This is a genomic window from Enterococcus sp. LJL90, assembly GCF_056924355.1.
Window position 1 is genome coordinate 816,652 of sequence record NZ_JBXPBQ010000001.1, and the last position, 17,320, is coordinate 833,971.

A 17,320-nucleotide genomic window follows, 5' to 3' on the forward strand; every position below is an offset into this window, starting at 1 on the left:
AACTATATAGGAGGGAATAAGACGTGGCGATTAAAAAGTACAAACCTACGACAAACGGCCGTCGTAACATGACAGGTTCTGATTTTGCTGAAATCACAACTTCAACACCTGAAAAAACATTGTTACAGCCTTTGAAAAACAATGCCGGTCGTAACAACAACGGACGTATTACTGTTCGTCATCAAGGTGGCGGCCATAAGCGCCAATACCGCATGATCGACTTCAAACGTAATAAAGATAACGTTGTCGCACATGTTAAAACAATCGAGTATGATCCAAATCGTTCTGCTAACATCGCGTTAGTTCATTACGAAGATGGAGTGAAAGCATACATCTTAGCACCTAAAGGATTAGAAGTGGGCATGACTGTGGTATCTGGACCAGAAGCCGATATCAAAGTAGGAAACGCACTTCCATTAGAAAATATCCCAGTGGGTACTGTGATTCACAACATTGAAATGAAACCTGGTAAAGGCGGACAATTGATTCGTTCAGCTGGAACAAGTGCTCAAGTACTTGGTAAAGAAGGCAAATACGTATTAATCCGTTTGAACTCTGGTGAAGTTCGCATGATCTTGGCAGCAGCTAGAGCAACAATTGGTTCTGTCGGTAACGAACAACATGAATTAATCAATATCGGTAAAGCGGGTCGCTCTCGTTGGATGCGTAAACGTCCAACTGTACGTGGTAGCGTAATGAACCCTAACGATCACCCACACGGTGGTGGTGAAGGTAAAGCGCCAATCGGACGTAAAGCACCAGTTTCGCCTTGGGGCCAACCAGCTCTTGGTTACAAAACCCGTAATAAAAAAGCTGCTTCTGACAAACTTATCGTTCGTCGTCGCAAAGCTAAATAATCTATTTGACCATGTGTTTCAAATTTTGAGAGGAGGTTCACCATGGGTCGTAGTTTGAAAAAAGGACCTTTCGCTGATGAGCATTTAATGAAGAAAGTTGAAGCTCAAGCAGGTGCTGAAAAGAAAAAAGTTATTAGAACTTGGTCTCGTCGTTCAACAATTTTTCCAAGTTTTGTAGGCTACACTATCGCTGTTTATGATGGACGTAAACACGTACCAGTTTACATCCAAGAAGACATGGTAGGACATAAATTAGGTGAATTTGCACCAACTAGAACTTATCGCGGTCACGCGGCTGACGATAAGAAAACTAGACGCTAATTTTGAGGGGAGGAAACAGTCTAATGGCAGAACAAATCACATCAGCAAAAGCAACTGCTAAAACAGTTCGCACTTCACCTCGTAAAGCACGTCTAGTAATTGACCTTATCAGAGGGAAAAGCGTAGCGGATGCAATTTCAATTTTGAAATTCACCCCTAACAAATCAGCGGGAATCATCGAAAAAGTTTTGATGTCCGCAGTTGCTAACGCAGAAAATAACTTCGACTTAGATGTCGAAAACTTAGTGGTATCTGAAGCATTTGTCAACGAAGGCGCAACTATGAAACGGTTCCGTCCACGTGCCAAAGGTTCAGCATCACCAATCAACAAACGTACAAGTCATATTACAGTTGTTGTATCCGAAAAATAAGGAGGGATAATCAGTGGGTCAAAAAGTACATCCAATTGGAATGCGTGTAGGCATCATCCGTGATTGGGATGCAAAATGGTATGCTGAAAAAGAGTATGCTGAGTTCTTACACGAAGATTTAAGAATCCGTAAATTTATCGCTACTAAACTTGCTGATGCCGCTGTGTCAACCGTTGAAATCGAACGCGCTGCAAATCGCGTAAACATTTCAATCCACACAGCTAAGCCAGGAATGGTTATCGGTAAAGGCGGATCTGAAGTCGAAAACCTAAGAAAAGAATTAAACACATTAACAGGTAAAAGAGTTCATATCAACATCATTGAAATCAAAAAACCTGATTTAGATGCAAAATTAGTCGGCGAAGGCATTGCCCGTCAACTTGAAAGCCGGGTAGCATTCCGTCGTGCCCAAAAACAAGCGATTCAAAGAACTATGCGTTCTGGTGCTAAAGGGATCAAAACTCAAGTTTCTGGTCGTTTGAACGGCGCAGATATCGCTCGTAGTGAAGGCTATTCAGAAGGAACAGTTCCATTGCACACTCTTCGTGCCGATATCGATTATGCTTGGGAAGAAGCAGACACAACATACGGAAAACTAGGAGTTAAAGTGTGGATCTACCGTGGCGAAATCTTGCCAGTTAAAAAGAACACTGAGAAAGGAGGGAATTAATCATGTTAGTACCTAAACGTGTAAAACACCGTCGTGAATTCCGCGGAAAAATGCGTGGGGAAGCTAAAGGTGGTAAAGAAGTATCATTTGGTGAATTCGGCTTACAAGCTGTAGAATCTCACTGGATCACTAACCGCCAAATTGAAGCAGCCCGTATTGCAATGACTCGTTACATGAAACGTGGTGGGAAAGTATGGATTAAAATTTTCCCTCACAAATCTTATACTGCCAAAGCTATTGGGGTACGTATGGGTTCTGGTAAAGGGGCACCTGAAGGTTGGGTATCACCAGTTAAACGTGGCAAAATCATGTTTGAAATCGCTGGCGTACCTGAAGATGTTGCTCGTGAAGCATTACGTCTTGCTTCTCACAAATTACCAGTTAAAACTAAGATCGTAAAACGTGAGGAAATGGGTGGTGAATCGAATGAAGGTTAAAGAAATCAGAGAGTTAACCACTGCCGAAATGCTTGATCAAGAAAAACAATTAAAAGAAGAATTGTTTAATCTAAGATTCCAACTAGCAACAGGTCAATTAGAAAACACTGCACGTATTCAAGAAGTACGTAAATCGATTGCACGCATCAAAACTGTTTTGCGTGAACAAGCTAACTAATTCGGAAGGAGGCCATTACTCGTATGACTGAAAGAAATCAACGCAAAGTTTACCAAGGACGCGTGGTATCTGATAAGATGGACAAAACTATTACAGTTGCTGTCGAAACTAAGAAGAATCACCCAATCTACGGCAAACGCATGAATTACTCTAAAAAATACAAAGTACATGATGAAAACAACACTGCAAAAGTTGGCGACATCGTGCGTATTATGGAAACTCGTCCATTGTCAGCTACCAAACGCTTCCGTTTGTTAGAAGTTGTCGAAGAAGCAGTTATTATCTAATAACCACGAATTTCCTATATTAAGTTTTTCAAAAACTTATTTCCTTGAATGAGAAAGGAGGATTCAACCGTGATCCAACAAGAAAGCCGTTTAAAGGTTGCTGATAATTCAGGCGCTCGTGAAATTCTAACTATTAAAGTGTTAGGCGGTTCAGGACGCAAAACTGCAAATATCGGTGACGTGATTGTTGCTACAGTTAAACAAGCAACGCCAGGTGGTGTTGTCAAAAAAGGTGAAGTCGTTAAAGCCGTAATCGTTCGGACTAAATCAGGCGCTCGTCGTGCTGATGGTTCTTATATTAAATTTGACGAAAATGCTGCAGTTATCATCCGTGATGATAAAAGCCCTCGTGGAACTCGTATCTTCGGACCAGTTGCTCGTGAATTGCGGGAAAACAACTTCATGAAGATCGTTTCCCTTGCACCAGAAGTATTATAATCTGAAGTTTAACCATAAGGAGGTGCGAATCTAACATGTTTGTTAAAAAAGGCGATAAGGTTAAAATTATCACTGGTAAAGACAAAAATAAGGAAGGCGTCGTTTTAGAAGCTTTTCCTAAAAAAGATAAAGTCATCGTTGAAGGCGTCAATGTTGTTAAAAAACATCAAAAACCTTCTCAAGCTGTTGCAGGTGGGATCATTGAAACGGAAGCACCGATTCATGTTTCCAACGTAATGGTCTTAGACGCTAATGGCGTTGCTGGCCGTGTTGGCTACCAAGACGTTGATGGCAAAAAAGTCCGTGTTTCTAAAAAAACCGGTGAAGTATTAGATAAATAATCATAGGAAAGGAGGGCTCTAAGGAATGAACCGCCTTAAAGAAAAGTATCTTAAAGAAGTAACACCATCTTTGATGGAAAAATTTAGCTACAGCTCAGTTATGCAAACACCTAAAGTTGAAAAAATCGTCATCAACATGGGGGTTGGTGATGCGGTATCAAACGCTAAAAATCTTGATAAAGCAGTGGAAGAATTAACTTTAATTTCTGGTCAAAAACCTTTGATCACGAAAGCGAAGAAATCAATCGCTGGCTTCCGTTTACGTGAAGGAATGCCAATCGGTGCCAAAGTTACCCTACGTGGCGAAAGAATGTACGAATTCCTAGATAAATTGGTTTCCGTAGCATTACCACGGGTTCGTGACTTCCACGGTATCAGTAATAAAGCCTTTGACGGCCGGGGAAATTATACTTTAGGTATTAAAGAACAATTAATCTTCCCAGAAGTTGATTATGATTTAGTAGATAAAGTACGCGGTATGGACATCGTTATTGTAACAACAGCTAACACAGATGAAGAATCTCGTGAGTTGTTAACACAATTAGGCATGCCATTCCAAAAATAATTATAGGAGGCGAACTACATGGCTAAAAAATCAATGATTGCAAAAAACAAACGCCCTGCAAAATTCTCAACTCAAGCATACACTCGTTGCGAACGTTGCGGACGTCCACATTCTGTTTATCGTAAATTCCACCTATGTCGTATTTGCTTCCGCGAACTTGCCTATAAAGGACAAATTCCCGGCGTGAAGAAAGCTAGCTGGTAAAAACAACTTACAACTCGCAAGAAGGAGGTAAATCACTCAATGGTCATGACAGATCCAATTGCAGATTTCTTAACTCGCATTCGTAATGCCAACATGGTAAAACACGAATCATTAGAAGTACCTGCATCAAAAATTAAACATGATATCGCTGAAATCTTGAAAAACGAAGGTTTCATCCGCGATGTGGAATATATTGAAGATGACAAACAAGGCGTGATCCGCGTATTTCTTAAATATGGTAGAAACGACGAACGGGTTATCACTAACTTGAAACGTATCTCAAAACCAGGTTTGCGTGCTTACGTTAAATCTAACGAAGTACCAAAAGTCTTAAACGGCTTAGGAATCGCAATCCTATCGACTTCTGAAGGTGTTATCACTGATAAAGAAGCTAGAGCCAAAAATATTGGCGGCGAAGTTTTAGCTTACGTATGGTAATTTAATTTTACAAACAAGGAGGTGCCCTAAGTGAGCCGTATTGGTAATAAAGTAGTAGTCTTGCCTGCTGGAGTTGAAGTAACTCAAAAAGGTAATGACGTCACTGTTAAAGGACCTAAAGGTGAATTAACTCGTCCATTTTCTTCTGATATTACAATGAATATCGAAGGCAGCGAAGTTACATTTACTCGTCCAAACGATAGCAAAGAAATGAAAACTATTCACGGTACAAGCCGTGCAAACTTCAATAACATGGTTGTTGGTGTTTCCGAAGGCTTCCAAAAAGCCCTTGAATTAATCGGGGTTGGTTACCGTGCTCAATTGCAAGGAACAAAACTTGTCTTGAACGTTGGTTACTCTCATCCTGTTGAAATCACTCCACCTGCTGGCGTGACAGTTGAAGTACCTGCCAACACACAAGTTATTGTGAAAGGCATTAATAAAGAAGATGTTGGCGAATTAGCTGCAAACATTCGTGGCGTTCGTCCACCAGAACCTTATAAAGGCAAAGGTATTCGTTATGTTGGCGAATATGTTCGTCGTAAAGAAGGTAAAACTGGTAAATAATAGCAGTTTATTAATAAACTGCGGGAGTCTTCTGAAGCTTGTCAGCTTTCAGAGGCTACCCAAAGCGGCTTAGGCTAGCTTATTTCAAGAGGTGAAAATTGTGATTACAAAACCAGACAAGAATAAAACACGTCAAAAGAGACATCAACGTGTCCGCAACAAAATTTCTGGTACTGCTGAGTGCCCACGCTTGAACGTTTTCCGTTCTAACAAAAACATCTACGCGCAAGTAATTGATGACGTAGCGGGTGTGACGCTAGCAAGTGCCTCAGCCTTAGAAAAAGAAATTTCAGGTGATACTAAAACTGAACAAGCGGCTGCAGTCGGCAAATTAGTTGCTGAACGTGCTGCTGCCAAAGGTGTAAAACAAGTAGTCTTTGACCGTGGTGGATACCTTTACCATGGCCGTGTAGCAGCTTTAGCTGAAGCAGCTCGCGAAAATGGACTAGAATTTTAGGAAGAAGGAGGAATACCATTCATGGTTTATATCGATCCAAAACATTTGGAATTAGAAGACCGCGTAGTTGCGATTAACCGCGTAACTAAAGTTGTTAAAGGTGGACGTCGTTTACGTTTTGCTGCTTTAGTTGTTGTCGGAGATAAAAACGGACATGTTGGCTTTGGTACTGGTAAAGCTCAAGAAGTTCCTGAAGCTATCCGTAAAGCAATTGAAGACGCGAAGAAAAACTTAGTTGAAGTACCTATGGTTGGTTCAACTATCCCTCACGAAGTTATCGGTGTCTTCGGCGGCGGCCGCATTTTAATGAAGCCTGCTGTAGAAGGTTCTGGAGTGGCAGCTGGTGGACCAGTTCGTGCCGTCCTTGAGTTAGCTGGGGTAGCAGATATCACATCTAAATCATTAGGTTCTAACACACCAATCAACGTTGTTCGCGCAACAATTGATGGTTTAAAACAATTAAAACGGGCAGAAGAAGTTGCGCAATTGCGTGGCAAATCTGTTGAGGAATTAATCGGTTAAGGAGGACAAAGTAATGGCTGAATTAAAAATTACATTAAAACGCAGTGTTATCGGACGTCCTCAAAACCAACGTGATACAGTGAAAGCTTTAGGCTTAGGTAAAATCAACAGCACGGTTGTTAAACCAGCTAACGATGCTATCAAAGGCATGGTAAATACTGTTTCACATTTAGTGGACGTTGAAGAAGTCTAAAAATATTTAGATGATTAAGGAGGTGCCAATTAATGAAACTTCATGAATTACAACCTGCAGAAGGTTCTCGTAAAGTGCGTAACCGTGTTGGTCGCGGAACTTCATCAGGTAATGGTAAAACTGCCGGCCGTGGACAAAAAGGGCAAAAAGCTCGTTCAGGTGGCGGTGTGAGACTTGGTTTTGAAGGGGGACAAACTCCTTTATTCCGTCGTTTACCAAAACGTGGATTTACTAATGTTAATCGTAAGGAATATGCAGTTATTAACTTAGATGTGTTAAACCGCTTTGAGGATGGTGCTGAAGTTACACCAGTTGCTTTGGTGGAAGCTGGAATCGTGAAAAACGAAAAAGCCGGCATTAAAGTCTTAGCTAATGGTGAATTAACTAAAAAACTTACTGTTAAAGCAGCTAAATTCTCTGAAGCAGCTAAACAAGCAATTGAAGCTGCTGGTGGTTCTATCGAGGTGATCTAATATGATCAAACTCTTGAGAGACGGATTTAAAGTTAAAGATATTCGCAACAAAATATTCTTTACTTTATTTATTCTAATCGTATTTCGAATTGGAGCCCATATTACCGTTCCTGGTGTCAACGCTAGTCGTTTACAGGAAATTGCTGATCTACCCTTCTTGAGTATGTTAAGTTTGACTAGTGGTGGTGCGTTGCAACAATATTCAATCTTCGCAATGGGTGTTTCCCCATACATCACTTCATCAATCGTTATTCAATTATTGCAGATGGACATTGTTCCCAAATTTGTGGAATGGTCCAAGCAAGGGGAAGTCGGTCGTCGTAAATTAAATCAGATGACCCGCTATCTAACGTTAATTATTGGTTTTGCGCAATCGCTGACCTTGACCATCGGTTTGAACTCGTTGACGTCATTTGGCGTTACCACATCAACCAATTGGGAAACATATGTCACAATCGGGTTAATCCTGACTGCTGGTACAATGTTTGTCACTTGGATGGGGGAACAAATCACCGAAAAAGGTATTGGTAATGGCGTATCGATGATTATCTTTGCGGGAATTATCTCACGTTTGCCAGAGAGTATTAAAGAAATTTACAATGAATACTTTGTAAATATCGACCAATCAAAAATCTGGCAAAGCGCGATTTTTATCGCCTTGATTTTAGTTGCCGTGTTAATTATCGTGACCATCGTAACCTATGTACAGCAAGCGGAATATAAAATTCCAATTCAATATACCAAACGGGTTGCTGGAGCACCAACCAGCAGTTATTTACCATTAAAAGTAAATGCTGCCGGCGTTATCCCAGTAATCTTCGCCAGTTCATTTGTGACTTTACCTGGTACGCTTTTACAAGCGTTCGGAAATTCCTTTAGCGATGCTGGCTGGTACGATATCGTTTCACAAATCTTCAATTATCAAACGGTACCCGGCGCCATTCTTTACACAGTATTGATTGTTGCCTTTACATTCTTCTATGCATTTGTCCAAGTCAACCCTGAAAAATTAGCTGAAAACTTGCAAAAACAAGGCAGCTATATTCCAAGCGTGCGACCTGGTAAAGGTACCGAAGAATATGTATCTAGTTTGTTAATGCGTTTAAGTACGGTCGGCTCAGTCTTCTTAGGCTTAGTGGCCTTGTTGCCAATCATTGCTTCGATGTTGTGGGATCTTCCTTCATCGATTGGACTTGGGGGAACAAGTTTACTAATCATTATCGGAGTTGCGTTAGATAGTGCTAAACAATTAGAAGGTTTATTGTTGAAACGCAAGTACGTCGGCTTTATCAACTAATCAGTTACCGAGAATTTCTCGCTGCCTAAACACATGATGGGAGAATCTTCTCCCAGAGGGTGTTGCGGAGGTTAGTTGAAGGCCAAGACATTCACTGCAGAGACTTTGCTGATTGTTTAAACAATCAGTCAAAGGAATGAAGGAGGAGCACTGATGAATCTCATTTTAATGGGACTGCCTGGAGCTGGTAAAGGAACTCAGGCTGAAAAAATTATTGATGCTTATGGGATTCCGCAAATCTCGACTGGCGATATGTTCCGAGCTGCAATCAAAAATGAAACAACTCTTGGATTACAGGCAAAAGCGTTTATGGACAAAGGCGATTTGGTTCCTGATGAAGTAACCAACGGCATTGTCAAAGAACGTTTAGCTGAAGATGATACCAAAAATGGTTTCCTTTTAGATGGCTTTCCCCGGACTATCGACCAAGCAAAAGCATTAGATCAAATGCTAAAAGACTTAAACAAAAAAATCGACGGCGTCATTGAAATTCATGTCGCAGAAGATATTTTAGTTGAACGTTTAGCAGGTCGCTATATCTGTCGTAATTGTGGGGCGACTTATCATAAGATTTTTAACCCGACAAAAGTCGAAGATACCTGCGATCGATGCGGTGGGCATGAGTTTTTCCAACGGGAAGACGACAAACCTGAAACTGTTAAGAACCGCTTAGCTGTTAATATTGAAAGTAGCGCACCAATCTTGGCTTACTATCAAGAGCTAGGCTTATTACAAACAATTGATGGGAACCGTCCAATTGATGACGTATTTGCAGATGTCAAACATATCATTGACAAATAGCCCAGCTAGCCCGCAACCGACTTGCGTTTGGTTTCTCTTGTCAAATGTAGCGGTCTATGATAGAATATGTCAGTCCGACTTCTAGTCAAATAGAAGTAGTCAAGTTGAAAATGTAGGTGGGAGCAGCTGTTTCCGCCGTTTTATCGTGTAAATCACGAAACAAGTACAAGGAGGTACTATGCGTGGCAAAAGATGATATGATTGAAATCGAAGGTACAGTCGTCGAAACTTTGCCGAATGCAATGTTTAAAGTGGAATTGGAAAATGGACACGAAGTACTCGCTCACGTATCAGGCAAAATTCGAATGCACTACATTCGTATTTTACCCGGTGACAAGGTGACAGTTGAATTGTCTCCTTATGATCTGAGTCGTGGCCGGATTACCTACCGCTTCAAATAATTGTACTCCGTAAAACCACAGGAGGTATTATCATGAAAGTAAGACCATCAGTAAAACCGATGTGTGAACATTGTAAAGTAATTCGTCGTAATGGACGGGTTATGGTGATTTGCTCAGCAAATCCAAAACACAAACAACGTCAAGGATAATGGAGGTGTCATAAAGTATGGCTCGTATTGCAGGAGTAGATATTCCTCGTGATAAACGCGTAGTAATTTCCCTTACTTATATTTTTGGGATTGGTAACACTACTGCGAAAAAAGTATTGGCTAATGCTGGTGTTTCTGAAGACGTTCGCGTTAGAGATTTAACTAACGAACAAACAGATGCTATCCGTGCAGAAGTTGATAAATTAAAAGTTGAAGGTGATCTTCGTCGTGAAGTGAACTTAAACATCAAACGATTGATGGAAATCGGTTCTTACCGTGGGATTCGTCACCGTCGTGGATTACCAACTCGTGGACAAAACACGAAAAATAATGCACGTACTCGTAAAGGCCCAGCTCGTACAGTAGCAGGTAAGAAAAAATAATTCTTAAGTAAAGGAGGCCAACACTTCATGGCAGCAAAGAAAGTAAATCGTAAACGTCGTGTCAAAAAGAATATTGAAGCTGGGATTGCACATATCCACTCAACATTCAACAATACTATTATTATGATCACTGATGTTCACGGTAACGCAATCGCTTGGTCATCAGCTGGCTCATTAGGCTTCAAAGGAAGCAAGAAATCAACTCCTTTTGCAGCTCAAATGGCAGCCGAAACTGCTACCAAAGCAGCGATGGAACACGGCTTAAAAACCGTTGAAGTAACAGTTAAAGGACCTGGTTCAGGACGTGAAGCAGCTATTCGTTCACTACAAGCAACTGGACTAGAAGTAACAGCAATTCGTGACGTTACACCAGTTCCTCATAATGGTGCCCGCCCTCCAAAACGCCGTCGTGTTTAATAGGTGCAGCTCATTTTGAGTGCTTGCAATAACATCATTGAACTAATGACGTTTCGTTTTGAAAGGGGTAAAGATAAGAATGATTGAATTTGAAAAACCTAGAATTGCCAAGATTGATGAGAAAAAGGATTACGGAAAGTTCATCGTTGAACCTCTGGAAAGAGGTTATGGAACTACTTTAGGGAATTCCCTACGTCGTATTTTATTATCTTCTTTACCGGGTGCCGCTATTACCAATATTCAAATTGATGGCGTATTGCATGAGTTCTCAACTGTTAAAGGTGTGAGAGAAGATGTGACACAAATCATTCTGAACATCAAAGGCTTAGCGTTAAAGCTTTACACCCAAGAAGAAAAAACCCTTGAAATTGATATCACAGGACCAGCAACCGTCACTGCCGGCGATATTCTCGTGGACAGCGATGTTGAAATCCTAAACAAAGATTTATTTATCTGTGAAGTAGCTGAAGGCTCGACCTTCCATGCTCGTTTAACGGTTAAACCAGGACGGGGCTATGTCCAAGCAGATGAAAACAAACGTGAAGATATGCCAATTGGTATGCTTCCAGTTGATTCTATTTACACCCCGGTAAACCGTGTCAACTACCAAGTTGAAAATACACGTGTCGGCCGTCGTGATGATTTTGATAAATTGACGATGGAAATTTGGACTGATGGCTCAATTGAACCATTAGAAGCAATGAGTTTAGCTGCAAAGATCATGACTGAACATTTAGACATCTTTGTTAACCTAACTGACGAAGCGAAAAACGCTGAAATCATGGTTGAAAAAGAAGAAACTCAAAAAGAAAAAATGTTGGAAATGACAATTGAAGAATTAGACTTATCTGTTCGTTCATATAACTGTCTGAAACGTGCCGGAATCAACACTGTACAAGAATTAACTAATAAATCTGAACCAGAAATGATTAAAGTTCGTAATTTGGGCCGCAAATCATTAGAGGAAGTCAAAGCAAAATTGATGGACTTAGGCTTAGGTTTACGTAAAGAAGACTAATCCCAAAGGAGGATAATCCCCGTGAGTTATCGTAAATTAGGACGCACATCTAGTCAGCGTAAAGCAATGTTGCGTGATTTAACTACCGATTTGTTGATCAACGAACGTATCGTAACGACTGAAGCTCGTGCGAAAGAAGTTCGCTCAACAACGGAAAAAATGATTACTTTAGGCAAACGTGGAGATCTTCATGCTCGTCGTCAAGCAGCTACATTCGTTCGTAACGAAGTTGCCAGCGTACGTGAAGAAGATGAAAAAATCGTTGTGGAAACAGCTTTACAAAAGTTGTTTAACGATATTGCACCTCGTTATGCTGAACGCCAAGGCGGCTACACTCGTATCTTGAAGACTGAACCAAGACGCGGCGACGGCGCCCCAATGGTTGTTTTAGAACTAGTTTAAAATCACACTGCTGTCACTTTATAGATGTGAGCATAGAGTGTTATGATGTTGGAGTTTTACTCCGAGTCTAGCTCGGCGCCAGAGTCTGTGACCAAATTGTCTCAAGCTTGATTATCCAATTGCTAGTATCTTGGTAAGTTTGTTTTTTACAGCAAACACGGAGAAGGAAATAGTTTGAGGCAGCGTCACAGCCTCTTGGCACTCATCATAAAGTGTTTTTTTATACCTAGCAAACCTGTCATGACAGTTAGGTGTAAAAAAGCACTTTATTTTATTTTGTAAGAACAAAAGATTGCTATATTCCACAGTTTATGATGAAATAATAACAGGAAAATTTGTGGACGGAGGAAGTCTAATGGATCCGATTATTCAACTTGAGAATATTCGTTTTAAATATCAAGAAGACGATTCAAGCTACGCCTTAAATGACGTGAGCATCGAAATAAACCGGGGAGAATGGGTGGCGATTATCGGTCACAATGGCTCTGGTAAATCAACTTTAGCTAAGACAATCAACGGCTTATTGCTGCCAGAATCTGGTTCTGTCAAAGTCGGCGACTATATTTTATCAGAAGAAAACATTTGGAGTCTTCGAAAAATGGTCGGCATGGTCTTCCAAAATCCCGACAATCAATTTGTTGGGGCCACAGTGGAGGATGATGTCGCCTTTGGTATGGAAAATCAAGGCGTTCCTCGAGAAGACATGCTACTTAGAGTTAAAGACGCTTTGCAAAAGGTTCGCATGAGCGATTTTGCTGCCAGAGAACCTGCTCGACTGTCCGGCGGTCAAAAGCAGCGGGTTGCGATTGCTGGTGTGGTTGCGTTGCGTCCAGATATTATTATTTTAGATGAAGCGACGAGTATGTTAGATCCTGAAGGCCGAGAAGAGGTTATCAAAACTATTAAAGAAATTAAGGATGAAAGCAATTTGACGGTGATTTCAATCACCCATGATATTGACGAAGCGGCAAATGCCAATCGGGTTTTTGTCATGCGTCAGGGGGAACTGATTAAAGAAGGTTCACCGGAAGAAATTTTTTCTGCGGGACCTGAATTAATTGAGTTGGGCTTGGACCTGCCATTTCCCGAAAAACTAAAAATTGCCTTGAAGGAACAAGGAATTGCCGTTCCCCAAGAGTATTTAACTGAAGAAGGGATGGTTGAGTGGCTATGGACATCCGTTTTGAAGAAGTAAGCTTTACGTATCAACCTAATACGCCCTTTGAACAAGCCGCGCTATTTGATTTAGATTTAGAAATTAAAGAGGGCTCTTATACGGCGATTGTCGGTCATACCGGCAGTGGCAAATCGACTTTACTGCAGCACTTAAATGCGCTTGTTAAACCAACCAAAGGCAAAGTTTGGATTGGTGAAAGAGAGATTATCGCTACTACAGATAATAAAAATTTAAAACCGATTCGCAAAAAAGTCGGGATTGTCTTTCAATTTCCAGAAGCTCAATTATTCGAAGAAACGGTTGCCAAAGATATCGCCTTTGGTCCCAAAAACTTTGGTGTCAGTGAAGAAGAGGGTAAGGTTTTGGCGAAAGAAATGCTAGAACTAGTTGGATTAGACGAAACCTATATGGAACGGTCACCCTTTGACTTATCTGGGGGACAAATGCGACGGGTGGCGATTGCTGGCGTCTTAGCAATGGAACCGGAAGTATTAGTCTTAGATGAGCCGACTGCCGGTCTTGACCCACAGGGGCGCCGTGAAATGATGCAGATGTTTAATGAGCTGCATCTAAAGAAAAACTTGACGATTGTCCTCGTGACCCATTTAATGAATGATGTCGCTGATTTTGCTGATTATGTTTATGTTCTGGAAAAGGGCCGAATTGTGAAAAACGGCACGCCAAGAGAAGTCTTTGCGGATATCGAATGGCTGAAGGCCAAACAATTAGGCGTCCCAACGGCTTCTGAATTTGCCCAACGATTAGCAGCCAAAGGTATTCAATTTGCTGAATTGCCGCTAACCGCTGACGAACTAGCCCGTGACATTGTTGCGCTGGCTGGAGGTGACGCCCATGATGAATAAATTGATTTTAGGCCGCTTTATTCCGGGGGATTCACTGATTCACCGTTTAGATCCGCGGGCTAAATTACTAGCAAGTTTTTATTTTATCGGCATTATCTTTCTAGCAAATAATTGGCAAACTTATTTGTTGATGGGGAGTTTCACCATCTTTGCTATTTTACTTTCAAAGATTGACCTGCGCTTTTTCATTCGTGGCGTACGTCCGCTGCTCTTTCTAATGCTTTTTACCGTTGCATTGCAGATCTTTTTCACCCGTGGCGGTGAGGTCTATTGGAGCTGGGGCATTTTCAGTTTAACTTATCTCGGTGTAGTCAACGGGGTGATGATTTTCTGCCGCTTCGTTTTGATTATCTTTATGTCTACTTTGTTGACGTTAACAACGCAGCCTTTAGAATTATCTGACGCAATTGAATATATTTTGCGTCCGTTGCGAGTGGTGCGTTTTCCAGTCCATGAAATTTCTTTGATGCTGTCGATTGCTCTGCGTTTTGTGCCAACCTTGATGGATGAAACGGAAAAAATTATGAACGCTCAGCGGGCCCGTGGTGTCGATTTCGGCGAGGGCAATCTGATTGATAAAATGAAGGCAGTCGTGCCGTTACTGATTCCGCTCTTTGTCTCCAGCTTTAAACGAGCCGATGATTTAGCGACGGCGATGGAGGCTCGTGGTTATCAAGGCGGCGAAGGCCGAACAAAATATCGTGTGCTTCATTGGCATGGACGAGATACAATCGTGGTTTTCGTGTTTACAGCGCTGACCTGTGCTTTACTTTTCCTACGCTATTAAAAAAGATTTTTAGTCAACAAGTTATCCGAACCATCTGAGAGGGAAGGCATTGTTAACATTTTGCCGCCAGGTTATCATCACCTGTGAAATCTTGGATGGCTTCGGATTTTTTATTTTATAAATCAATAAAGGAATGAACAAAATGGTACGATACAAAGCAATTATTGCTTATGATGGCACAAATTTTAACGGCTTTCAAAACCAGCCCAATGGTCGGACTGTCCAAGGGGAAATAGAGAAAACTTTAAAGATGATGAATAACGGACAAGGAATTACCATTTTTGGCTCAGGACGAACAGATGCGGGAGTCCATGCCATCGGTCAGGTGATTCATTTTGATTATCCTGAGGAGCGCCCTTTGGAGCGAATGCGCTATGCTTTAGACACACAAACGCCAGAGGATATTGCTTGCCGGGAAGTAGCAATTGTCAAAGATGATTTCCACGCCCGTTATCATGTTATCGAAAAGACCTATGAATTTCGGGTTGACATCGGCAAGCCCCGCAGTCCCTTCCGCCGTTTTTACGCGAGCTTTTATCCTTATCCGCTTGACTTGGATAAAATCCAGCAAGCATTGCCGGATTTATTGGGAACCCATGACTTTACTTCCTTTTGTGCAACTGGTAGTTCCGTTGAAGAAAAAGTGCGGACGATTTATCAAGCCGAGATGACCGTTAATGCCGCTGGCGATGAACTGCTTTTCACTTTTCGCGGAGATGGCTTTTTATACAAAATGATTCGTATTTTAGTCGGCACCTTACTAAAAATCGGCAATGGGCGGCTGGCTGTCGACAGTTTACCAAAAATTATCGCCGCCAAGGATCGAAATGCAGCCGGTCCAACGGCGCATCCAGAGGGATTGTATTTAAAAGAAGTGAAGTATGAGTAACGGAAAAAGCCAATCTACAACCATTGTTTAACAATGAGTTGTAGATTGGCTTTTTTTATTTCACCTTCACAAACAAGCGGTCACCAACAAAGAAAACTAAACTTAACGCTAGCATCGGTAAGGCGATAAAGTAATAATATCTTAAATAAGGTGTGTCACTGCCGGCAATATCAAGAATTCCTTGAATAATCACGGCATTAATACAGACTGCTAAAGCGATATTGTAGAGATTAAAAGCTAACCGATTATTGAGGGTTTTTAAAGGGCCATTTAAAAGAATAATCAGCAGCCCGCCGATTAAAGGAATCACCCAGACATACTCTAAGCCGATTGAGGTGACGCCATGACTAAAGCTATGATAGATGAGTTGAAAGACAAAAAGAAAGGCTGTAATACTTAGGTAACCGATAATTGTGCGTTTTAGTTTCATGTAAATCTTCCCTTCTAGGCTAATAGCCGAAATATAAAATGTCGCTGACGGCTCGTTCGCTGGAGCCGCCGCTGCCGCCAACAGTTTGATTGACGACTTCACCATTGAAATAAAGTGTTGTTGAACCGCCGCCGTCTAAATTATAGGCGGTGGTTGCACCGAGACCTTCAAAGACTTCGGCTAATTGATAGAGGCTTAAGCCTTCACTATCGTCGGTGCGGCCTTCTGAAACGACAATCACATAATGGTTTTCACTGATTTGACCAATGGCGGTGCGGGGATTACTTTGCATGGATTGACCGACTTCACTGGATTCGCTAACAGCGATAGTGCTGTCTTCAATTAATGTCGGGCCAAATGACAACACTTGTTGAGCGCCAGCTGCGAGTAAATCGGTGGCGCTAGTTTCAGATTCATTGACAATTGAAAAATTGCCATCGCTGTCAATCACTAAATCCTCTTGGTCACTGTCGCCGGCGGTATCGCGATATAAAACGCCATTGCGGATCACATAACCGGTGGAACGGAAGCCGTAATAATCACCGTTGATGGCTAAGATGGCATCGTTATCCTCGGCAATAGCGGAAGTCGTTTCGGTAATATTGCGGCCGTAAGTTCCCTGTGCTAAAGCTGTTTGCAAATAGCTAGCGTCGCTAACTTGAATATCGACGACATAGACAGTCGTGTTATCGACAACTTCTTCAGTGATAGCTATTTGGATATTGTCATCACTGTAGCTGGTATCAGTGATGGTTGCCGCTGAGGAGCTACTGGAATCAGTCGAGCTGTCAGTCGTTGTGGAACTGGTGCTGGTAGTATCAGCGGTTGTGGTTGCCGCAGCCGCTTCAGCTTCGGCGACTGAAACACCAGCTTCAGGTAAGACAAATGCCTTTAACAGTACAAAGCCGTCACCACCGGCAATCAGCAAACAGGCTAAACTGGCCGAGAGATATTTTCGTTTAAAAAACTTTTTTTTCATAGGACACC

At 41.6% G+C, this 17,320-nt stretch carries 31 protein-coding genes; 29 read left to right on the plus strand and 2 right to left on the minus strand.

Features of this window, described 5'->3' with window-relative positions; genetic code table 11:
- Positions 1 to 23: 23 nt before the first annotated feature.
- The 29 genes from rplB (at position 24) to truA (ending at position 15,903) form a co-directional block, all read left to right on the plus strand.
- A complete protein-coding gene (rplB, locus tag AC1Z3S_RS03650; RefSeq protein ID WP_265455919.1) occupies positions 24 to 857 on the plus strand; it encodes a 50S ribosomal protein L2 in 834 nt (277 codons plus the stop codon).
- 42 nt (positions 858 to 899) lie between these two features.
- Positions 900 to 1,178 carry a 30S ribosomal protein S19 gene (gene rpsS / locus AC1Z3S_RS03655; protein WP_265455917.1) on the plus strand — a complete coding sequence of 93 codons (279 nt, stop codon included), beginning with the start codon at positions 900 to 902 and terminating at the stop codon, positions 1,176 to 1,178.
- A gap of 23 nt (positions 1,179 to 1,201) precedes the next feature.
- Positions 1,202 to 1,549: a 50S ribosomal protein L22 gene (gene rplV, locus AC1Z3S_RS03660; RefSeq protein WP_265455916.1), complete on the plus strand. Its 348-nt coding sequence runs from the start codon at positions 1,202 to 1,204 to the stop codon at positions 1,547 to 1,549.
- Positions 1,550 to 1,562: 13 nt separating this feature from the next.
- Positions 1,563 to 2,219, plus strand: a complete 657-nt coding sequence (rpsC, locus tag AC1Z3S_RS03665; RefSeq protein ID WP_265455914.1) for a 30S ribosomal protein S3 — start codon at positions 1,563 to 1,565, stop codon at positions 2,217 to 2,219.
- A gap of 2 nt (positions 2,220 to 2,221) precedes the next feature.
- On the plus strand, positions 2,222 to 2,656 hold the full coding sequence (gene rplP / locus AC1Z3S_RS03670) for a 50S ribosomal protein L16 (protein WP_461735345.1): 435 nt from the start codon (positions 2,222 to 2,224) through the stop codon (positions 2,654 to 2,656).
- Entirely contained in the window at positions 2,646 to 2,834 is a 189-nt protein-coding gene (rpmC, locus tag AC1Z3S_RS03675; RefSeq protein ID WP_265455911.1) for a 50S ribosomal protein L29, read from the plus strand. The genes rplP and rpmC overlap by 11 nt, the downstream gene beginning before the upstream one ends.
- A 23-nt stretch (positions 2,835 to 2,857) precedes the next feature.
- Positions 2,858 to 3,121, plus strand: coding sequence for a 30S ribosomal protein S17 (gene rpsQ / locus AC1Z3S_RS03680; protein WP_265455910.1), 264 nt, complete (start codon positions 2,858 to 2,860; stop codon positions 3,119 to 3,121).
- Between the two features lie 69 nt (positions 3,122 to 3,190).
- Positions 3,191 to 3,559 (plus strand): 50S ribosomal protein L14, encoded by a 369-nt coding sequence (gene rplN, locus AC1Z3S_RS03685; protein ID WP_461735346.1) that lies wholly within the window; start codon positions 3,191 to 3,193, stop codon positions 3,557 to 3,559.
- Between the two features lie 35 nt (positions 3,560 to 3,594).
- Positions 3,595 to 3,900 carry a 50S ribosomal protein L24 gene (rplX, locus tag AC1Z3S_RS03690; RefSeq protein WP_461735347.1) on the plus strand — a complete coding sequence of 102 codons (306 nt, stop codon included), beginning with the start codon at positions 3,595 to 3,597 and terminating at the stop codon, positions 3,898 to 3,900.
- Positions 3,901 to 3,925: 25 nt separating this feature from the next.
- Complete coding sequence (gene rplE, locus AC1Z3S_RS03695; protein WP_265455905.1) at positions 3,926 to 4,465, plus strand: 50S ribosomal protein L5; 540 nt, start codon at positions 3,926 to 3,928, stop codon at positions 4,463 to 4,465.
- An 18-nt stretch (positions 4,466 to 4,483) separates the two neighbouring features.
- A complete protein-coding gene (locus AC1Z3S_RS03700; protein WP_002288673.1) occupies positions 4,484 to 4,669 on the plus strand; it encodes a type Z 30S ribosomal protein S14 in 186 nt (61 codons plus the stop codon).
- Between the two features lie 39 nt (positions 4,670 to 4,708).
- Positions 4,709 to 5,107, plus strand: a complete 399-nt coding sequence (rpsH, locus tag AC1Z3S_RS03705) for a 30S ribosomal protein S8 (protein ID WP_265455903.1) — start codon at positions 4,709 to 4,711, stop codon at positions 5,105 to 5,107.
- Positions 5,108 to 5,137: 30 nt separating this feature from the next.
- Positions 5,138 to 5,674 (plus strand): 50S ribosomal protein L6, encoded by a 537-nt coding sequence (gene rplF, locus AC1Z3S_RS03710; protein WP_265455901.1) that lies wholly within the window; start codon positions 5,138 to 5,140, stop codon positions 5,672 to 5,674.
- 100 nt (positions 5,675 to 5,774) lie between these two features.
- Positions 5,775 to 6,131 (plus strand): 50S ribosomal protein L18, encoded by a 357-nt coding sequence (gene rplR / locus AC1Z3S_RS03715; RefSeq protein WP_265455899.1) that lies wholly within the window; start codon positions 5,775 to 5,777, stop codon positions 6,129 to 6,131.
- A gap of 21 nt (positions 6,132 to 6,152) precedes the next feature.
- Positions 6,153 to 6,653 carry a 30S ribosomal protein S5 gene (rpsE, locus tag AC1Z3S_RS03720; protein ID WP_265455898.1) on the plus strand — a complete coding sequence of 167 codons (501 nt, stop codon included), beginning with the start codon at positions 6,153 to 6,155 and terminating at the stop codon, positions 6,651 to 6,653.
- Between the two features lie 13 nt (positions 6,654 to 6,666).
- Positions 6,667 to 6,846, plus strand: coding sequence for a 50S ribosomal protein L30 (rpmD, locus tag AC1Z3S_RS03725; protein ID WP_265455896.1), 180 nt, complete (start codon positions 6,667 to 6,669; stop codon positions 6,844 to 6,846).
- Positions 6,847 to 6,878: 32 nt separating this feature from the next.
- Positions 6,879 to 7,319, plus strand: coding sequence for a 50S ribosomal protein L15 (rplO, locus tag AC1Z3S_RS03730; protein WP_265455895.1), 441 nt, complete (start codon positions 6,879 to 6,881; stop codon positions 7,317 to 7,319).
- 1 nt (position 7,320) lies between these two features.
- Positions 7,321 to 8,616, plus strand: coding sequence for a preprotein translocase subunit SecY (secY, locus tag AC1Z3S_RS03735; RefSeq protein WP_461739223.1), 1,296 nt, complete (start codon positions 7,321 to 7,323; stop codon positions 8,614 to 8,616).
- Between the two features lie 153 nt (positions 8,617 to 8,769).
- Positions 8,770 to 9,417: an adenylate kinase gene (locus AC1Z3S_RS03740; RefSeq protein ID WP_461735348.1), complete on the plus strand. Its 648-nt coding sequence runs from the start codon at positions 8,770 to 8,772 to the stop codon at positions 9,415 to 9,417.
- Positions 9,418 to 9,599: 182 nt separating this feature from the next.
- The gene (gene infA / locus AC1Z3S_RS03745; protein WP_010756460.1) at positions 9,600 to 9,818 is read left to right on the plus strand and encodes a translation initiation factor IF-1; all 219 of its coding nucleotides are present in this window, start codon (positions 9,600 to 9,602) and stop codon (positions 9,816 to 9,818) included.
- A 32-nt stretch (positions 9,819 to 9,850) separates the two neighbouring features.
- Entirely contained in the window at positions 9,851 to 9,967 is a 117-nt protein-coding gene (rpmJ, locus tag AC1Z3S_RS03750; RefSeq protein WP_013773089.1) for a 50S ribosomal protein L36, read from the plus strand.
- Positions 9,968 to 9,984: 17 nt separating this feature from the next.
- Positions 9,985 to 10,350, plus strand: coding sequence for a 30S ribosomal protein S13 (gene rpsM / locus AC1Z3S_RS03755; RefSeq protein ID WP_265455884.1), 366 nt, complete (start codon positions 9,985 to 9,987; stop codon positions 10,348 to 10,350).
- Between the two features lie 27 nt (positions 10,351 to 10,377).
- Positions 10,378 to 10,767, plus strand: coding sequence for a 30S ribosomal protein S11 (rpsK, locus tag AC1Z3S_RS03760; protein ID WP_265455882.1), 390 nt, complete (start codon positions 10,378 to 10,380; stop codon positions 10,765 to 10,767).
- Between the two features lie 79 nt (positions 10,768 to 10,846).
- Positions 10,847 to 11,785: a DNA-directed RNA polymerase subunit alpha gene (locus AC1Z3S_RS03765; RefSeq protein WP_265455880.1), complete on the plus strand. Its 939-nt coding sequence runs from the start codon at positions 10,847 to 10,849 to the stop codon at positions 11,783 to 11,785.
- A 21-nt stretch (positions 11,786 to 11,806) separates the two neighbouring features.
- Positions 11,807 to 12,187 carry a 50S ribosomal protein L17 gene (gene rplQ / locus AC1Z3S_RS03770; protein WP_461739224.1) on the plus strand — a complete coding sequence of 127 codons (381 nt, stop codon included), beginning with the start codon at positions 11,807 to 11,809 and terminating at the stop codon, positions 12,185 to 12,187.
- Between the two features lie 355 nt (positions 12,188 to 12,542).
- On the plus strand, positions 12,543 to 13,382 hold the full coding sequence (locus AC1Z3S_RS03775) for an energy-coupling factor ABC transporter ATP-binding protein (RefSeq protein ID WP_461739225.1): 840 nt from the start codon (positions 12,543 to 12,545) through the stop codon (positions 13,380 to 13,382).
- Positions 13,358 to 14,227, plus strand: a complete 870-nt coding sequence (locus AC1Z3S_RS03780) for an energy-coupling factor ABC transporter ATP-binding protein (RefSeq protein ID WP_461739423.1) — start codon at positions 13,358 to 13,360, stop codon at positions 14,225 to 14,227. Before AC1Z3S_RS03775 ends, AC1Z3S_RS03780 begins: the two co-directional genes overlap by 25 nt.
- Entirely contained in the window at positions 14,217 to 15,014 is a 798-nt protein-coding gene (locus AC1Z3S_RS03785) for an energy-coupling factor transporter transmembrane component T family protein (protein WP_461739226.1), read from the plus strand. Before AC1Z3S_RS03780 ends, AC1Z3S_RS03785 begins: the two co-directional genes overlap by 11 nt.
- A 142-nt stretch (positions 15,015 to 15,156) precedes the next feature.
- Positions 15,157 to 15,903: a tRNA pseudouridine(38-40) synthase TruA gene (gene truA / locus AC1Z3S_RS03790; protein ID WP_461739227.1), complete on the plus strand. Its 747-nt coding sequence runs from the start codon at positions 15,157 to 15,159 to the stop codon at positions 15,901 to 15,903.
- Between the two features lie 55 nt (positions 15,904 to 15,958).
- Here the strand turns inward: truA and AC1Z3S_RS03795 are convergent, their stop codons facing one another.
- Positions 15,959 to 16,333 carry a hypothetical protein gene (locus AC1Z3S_RS03795; protein ID WP_461739228.1) on the minus strand — a complete coding sequence of 125 codons (375 nt, stop codon included), beginning with the start codon at positions 16,331 to 16,333 and terminating at the stop codon, positions 15,959 to 15,961.
- Between the two features lie 19 nt (positions 16,334 to 16,352).
- Positions 16,353 to 17,312 carry a phosphodiester glycosidase family protein gene (locus AC1Z3S_RS03800; RefSeq protein ID WP_461739229.1) on the minus strand — a complete coding sequence of 320 codons (960 nt, stop codon included), beginning with the start codon at positions 17,310 to 17,312 and terminating at the stop codon, positions 16,353 to 16,355.
- Positions 17,313 to 17,320: the final 8 nt, after the last annotated feature.